At 40.9% G+C, this 4,975-nt stretch carries 8 protein-coding genes; all 8 read left to right on the forward strand.

Features of this window, described 5'->3' with window-relative positions; translation table 11 throughout:
- Positions 1–902: phage portal protein (locus ACIFQM_RS23960; protein WP_430066290.1), on the forward strand; the 902-nt coding region annotated here is incomplete at its 5' end.
- On the forward strand, positions 892–1,278 hold the full coding sequence (locus tag ACIFQM_RS23965) for a hypothetical protein (RefSeq protein ID WP_430042255.1): 387 nt from the start codon (positions 892–894) through the stop codon (positions 1,276–1,278). The genes ACIFQM_RS23960 and ACIFQM_RS23965, both read left to right, overlap by 11 nt.
- Before the next feature lie 402 nt (positions 1,279–1,680).
- Complete coding sequence (locus ACIFQM_RS23970) at positions 1,681–2,298, forward strand: DUF4355 domain-containing protein (RefSeq protein WP_430042257.1); 618 nt, start codon at positions 1,681–1,683, stop codon at positions 2,296–2,298.
- Between the two features lie 29 nt (positions 2,299–2,327).
- Complete coding sequence (locus ACIFQM_RS23975) at positions 2,328–3,158, forward strand: P22 coat protein - protein 5 domain protein (protein WP_430045731.1); 831 nt, start codon at positions 2,328–2,330, stop codon at positions 3,156–3,158.
- A gap of 98 nt (positions 3,159–3,256) precedes the next feature.
- Entirely contained in the window at positions 3,257–3,472 is a 216-nt protein-coding gene (locus ACIFQM_RS23980; RefSeq protein WP_430044585.1) for a hypothetical protein, read from the forward strand.
- Complete coding sequence (locus tag ACIFQM_RS23985; protein ID WP_430044586.1) at positions 3,469–3,780, forward strand: phage head-tail connector protein; 312 nt, start codon at positions 3,469–3,471, stop codon at positions 3,778–3,780. Before ACIFQM_RS23980 ends, ACIFQM_RS23985 begins: the two co-directional genes overlap by 4 nt.
- Positions 3,780–4,073, forward strand: coding sequence for a hypothetical protein (locus tag ACIFQM_RS23990; RefSeq protein WP_430066292.1), 294 nt, complete (start codon positions 3,780–3,782; stop codon positions 4,071–4,073). The genes ACIFQM_RS23985 and ACIFQM_RS23990 overlap by 1 nt, the downstream gene beginning before the upstream one ends.
- The coding region (locus ACIFQM_RS23995) for an Ig-like domain-containing protein (protein WP_430066294.1) at positions 4,070–4,975 on the forward strand (906 nt) is incomplete at its 3' end. The genes ACIFQM_RS23990 and ACIFQM_RS23995, both read left to right, overlap by 4 nt.

A 4,975-nucleotide genomic window follows, 5' to 3' on the forward strand; every position in this document is an offset into this window, starting at 1 on the left:
TGGAAGATGGAACAGCAGAACGAAATGTATTACTAGGCTTACATAAATTTACCCGTCGATTCGATAAGCAAGTATATTTGGACGTGTATACCGATCATGAAATTCTACACTATACAATAAGTAGTGATGATAAACACAATCCAATAAAGCAAAACCAAGCACCTGAATTAAAATATATCGGCAAACATAATCACATCTTTGGAAGAGTCCCGCTTATCTCCTGTCCAGCCAATACGGAGAGAAAAAGTGGCTTCCATGATGTGATTTCTTTATTTGATGCCTATAACGCTTTGAACTCTGATTTGGTCAATGAAATCGCAGATCATCGCAACGCCTATCTCGTGATTGAGAATGCCAAGTTGGAAGCTGAGGACTTATTGAATATGAAGAAGATGGGCATTATTCAGGTTCCGGCTGGAGGGAAGGTAAGCTGGCTTACGAAGGAGATTAACGATTCTTTTGTGAAAAATGAGTTGGACAATATTGAACGCAAAATCTTCGATATGATGGATCAGGTTAACTTCAATGAAAACTGGGCCAGCAATACCTCCTCCTTGGCGTTGAGAAATAAGTTGCTGAATTTGGAGAATCGAGTAGCGATGCGTGAAGCGTTAATGGAAAAGGCAATCAAGCAGCGAATTCGGAATTTCTTCACGTTCCTGCATATTAAAGAAGGTGTGCAATATGATTACCGGGATATTGCGGTGAAGTTTACTCGTAATTTGCCGACAGATTTGGTTGGGATGGCAGATGTAATCGTTAAATTGCAGCAAGTCGTATCTCAGGAAACATTGCTAACACTGTTACCGTTTGTAGAGAATCCCAAGCTGGAATTCAATAAATTTCATGCGGAGCAGCAACGATTAATTGCTACGGATAAGGAGGTATCAGATGCAGAATAAAAATAGGTTCAAGCGGTTAGTTAAGAATAATTGTGCATGCTATCTTGGAGCAAAGCACGGTATCCCAAACTATTGCTGTTTACAAGATGGCCCATGTGTATTTTTCGCTCAAGCCGATGTTCTTCCCCGTTGTATCTATTTTGAAAATGGAGTTTTGCCAATGGATGAGAAGTTGGATCAAGAATATAAGTCTGAACGTAATGTAGAGACTGATCCTAAGACAGCGAAGCCGAGGGTGAACTGTACACGTTGTGGAGGAACATTTTCGGCAAATTCGAATCGGCAGAAATATTGTGACAAATGCAGAGGTAAAACGAGAAAAGAAAATATTAGATTGCGTGTTCGGAAGTTCAGACAAAAAGACGGCTTGATGTAACGCTTTAGAGGTTGAAAAAGCCCTATAAACAAAGGGTTAAAAATAGGTAAAAATGAGGAGTTGACATGCTTGTACCTTTTCGTCACTTTTGCGTTTTCTAATGCGTTACATGATTGTCTTGAACATGATATTCAATATTATACAGTTTCAGCATATATATACGTTTCTGAAGTTTAGGCAAACAATAGGCTTGATGTAACGCTTTAGGCTGTCAAAAAGCTATATAAACAAAGGATGAAAAATAGGTAAAAGTGGGGAGTGGGCATGTTTGTACCTTTTCCTCGTTTTTGTGATTTCTAATGCGTTACATTGCTGTCCTGAGCATGACATTAAACGGCTTAATACATACATAAGCGTGTTCGGTTCTGTGAGTCGAATGGGCGATAAAGGAGATTATCGAAAATGAATTTAGAACAAGTGAAGCAGTTGATCGAAGAAAACCAAACGAATGAGGAATGGCAAGCGTATCTTCAGGGTTTGAATCCGTATAGCGTGGAGGGGATGGAGCAATATATCCAATCTAATCCGCAAGCAAAAAGTTGGTTCGATAGCACCGTGGACAAACGATCAGCTAAATCGCTGGAAACGTGGAAAGCCAATCATTTGGAAAGTGCAGTGGATGTTGAGATCAAGAAGCGATTCCCGGCAAAGGATGAGAAAGACATCGAAGTCGAAAAGCTACGTGCCGAAGTGGAAAATATGAAGCTAGAGAAGCAGCGTGAACGGTTGACCAGCCAAGCGATCAAAATTGCATCCGAGAAGAAACTTCCACTCCCGTTAGTGGATTTTTTTATTGGTACAGATGAAGAAGCGACGACAGCGAATTTGGCTATGCTGGAACAATCACTCCAACTGGCTATTCAACAGCAAGTTGAGCAACGACTCAAAGGAGATGGCTATACTCCTCCGGCTAGTTCAACAGGTAACACATTTACATTGGATGCGATTAAAGGCATGTCGCCAAACGAGATTAATCAGCATTGGGATCAAGTCAAACAAGCATTACAAAACAAACAATAATCAATAGAAAAGGACAGGGTGATTAGAATATGACAGTACAACATTTTATTCCTACGATTTGGAGCGCACGTTTAAATGAAAGTCTGAAAAAGAATTTGGTATATGGGAACGTGGTCAACACTGATTATGAAGGTGAGATTAAAGGTCAGGGTTCCACAGTGAAAATTAATTCGATTGGAGCGGTGATGATTGGCAATTATGACAAAGTAGCTGGAATCGGGAATCCACAGGAACTGGATGCTACACAAAAAACATTAGTGATCGATCAAGCGAAGTATTTTAATTTTCAGGTGGATGATGTAGATGCTGCGCAAGCGAATGTGAATCTGCTGGATGGTGGAATTGTGGAAGCCTCTTATGGACTCGCCAATGTAGTGGATCAGTATCTTGCTGGATTCTACACAGAGGTAAAAGCTGAGAATACGATGGGTAACGATACAACGCCTGTAATTCCAACTAAAGATACAGCCTATGATTTGCTGATTGATTTAGGCGTACTGTTGGATGAAAATAATGTGCCGGAAAGCGAGCGTTTTGTGGTGGTTCCTGCATGGTACTATGGCTTGCTACTGAAGGATGCTCGTTTCACCAAAGACCCAAATATTATCCGCACAGGCTATGTAGGAGATATCGATGGGATGACGGTGTATAAATCCAACAATGTGCCGAATACCACAGGAGCCAAGTATAAAATCATCGCAGGTCATAAGAGTGCGATTTCGTTTGCCGGGCAAGTGGATTCGGTGGAAGCGTTCAGACCAGAAAAGCAATTTTCAGATGCGGTGAAAGGATTGCAGGTATTTGGAGCCAAATGTATCAAGCCGGAAGCTCTCGCTGTACTCACAGCCAATAAGTCTTAATTGAAAGTGAATGATATAAAAACACATTATAATAGAAGAAACACGTTTGGGGTGTCCGTTTTGGATGCCCTATTTTTTCATTTTTGGAGGGTAATAAGATGTGGTTTTTGAATCAGGAAACAGGATGTGTATGGGAAGTCACAGATCAGGAGTTGGTGTTGAGGTTACAGGCCAGTGGGCATTATGAGCAAGTAGAGGAACCGCAACCAGATGAGACTAAGCAAGAAGCAACTCTAACGAAAGCTCAAACTGTCAAGAATATGAAGCGTACCGAGAAGACACAGGTAAAGGAAGAACAGGAGCCAGTTACATGAATGATTCATTGATTTTACTTAAACGGTTATTAGGCATGGAACCAACAGACATATCCAAGGATGATATCCTGATCCACTATTTGAATAAAGCGAGGAGTAATATTTATGGCTATTGTAATGTGGTAACACTGCCAGTGGAATATGATGAAGTCATGGTCGATTATGCGGTGTATCTCTATAAAAATAGGGATTCGGTCGGACTTATAAATAAGCAAGAAGGTGAACGCTCAGCTAGCTATGAAACAGAAATTCCGGCAAGTATTCGACTGGCTCTTCCTCTGCCTAAAATCAAGGTCGGAACAGATTAATGTTTTACGATACGAAGTTGGAAATTTTAGATGCTACACATTTCAACCCTGTTCTGTCAGTGATGGCAGATGTACAACCTTATCGTAAAAGCTTTTCATTTGAAGATGGCTACACACTGGAGACGACATATCGAGCTTTCTGTCCACTGGTGGAATCCTTATTGCAGTCGAATCGCTATGTCCAAATCTACACGAGTATCTTTATTATTTTGGACATCAAGGAATGGAGTGATTATGTGGAATTGCACCTATATCGCTGCAAGCCAGATTTTGCAGTGGAGGTGAAGGAATGACAAGGAGTCTAGAGCCGATGATAGATTTCTTCCTGCGAGAGAAAGGCGAGCTTGTACGCATAAACGGTGTAAGACAGCTTGGTCTGATTCGAGATACGACAAATAATATCCAAAACACTGATGAAAAGATAATCCGTGCAGCAACACCTTTACGTACAGGAGATATCGTAGACTATCGCTATGAACGTTATTTAATTACCAGTCAGGTGGATCGAAATGGACAGTCTTGTCGAGGCAGAATGAAAAAGTGTAATCAACGGCTGGCTTTGAACTGGAACGGGCAGGTAGAATGGTTTGATGCTGTGGTAAAAGCTAGAACATTTTCAACGGAAACAGGTAAAGTTATCTCCATGCCAGAGGGCAACATCTTGGTTACCGTACAAGACAATGCAGATACAAGTGGCATTACATTAAGCCAACGATTTTATATGACTCATCAGCCATTTAGAATAGTCGGAATGGATCGCACGATGAATGGCATCATCCAGTTAAGCTGCACATTGGATAGCATTAATACAGCTTATGATGACGTGGAAAATAATATTGCGGACAAATGGAAGTACGAGATTGCTCATACCTGCGCATTACATATCAATCAGGGAACGATAGCTCATGTGCTGCTCAATGAAACAATACAGTTAAATGTAACCGCTATGGATAATGGAGATGAGATAGCCAATCCGGAAATTACCTATATATCTAGTGACCCAAGTGTGGTTAGTGTAGATCAGCACGGTCAGGTTATGGGCATTGCTTTGGGACAAGCAAGTATCACCGTAAAATTAACTTATCACCCTACAATATTGAGTACGATTGAAATGAGAGTCGTCGAAAAGGGAACGCATATCTATTCGATAGCCATTACCGGAAATTCAGTTCTAAAAACAGGCCAAAGCGCCTCA

It is taken from the genome of Paenibacillus sp. NRS-1782, from assembly GCF_050467685.1.
In the GTDB taxonomy this organism is placed as follows: domain Bacteria; phylum Bacillota; class Bacilli; order Paenibacillales; family Paenibacillaceae; genus Paenibacillus; species Paenibacillus terrae_A.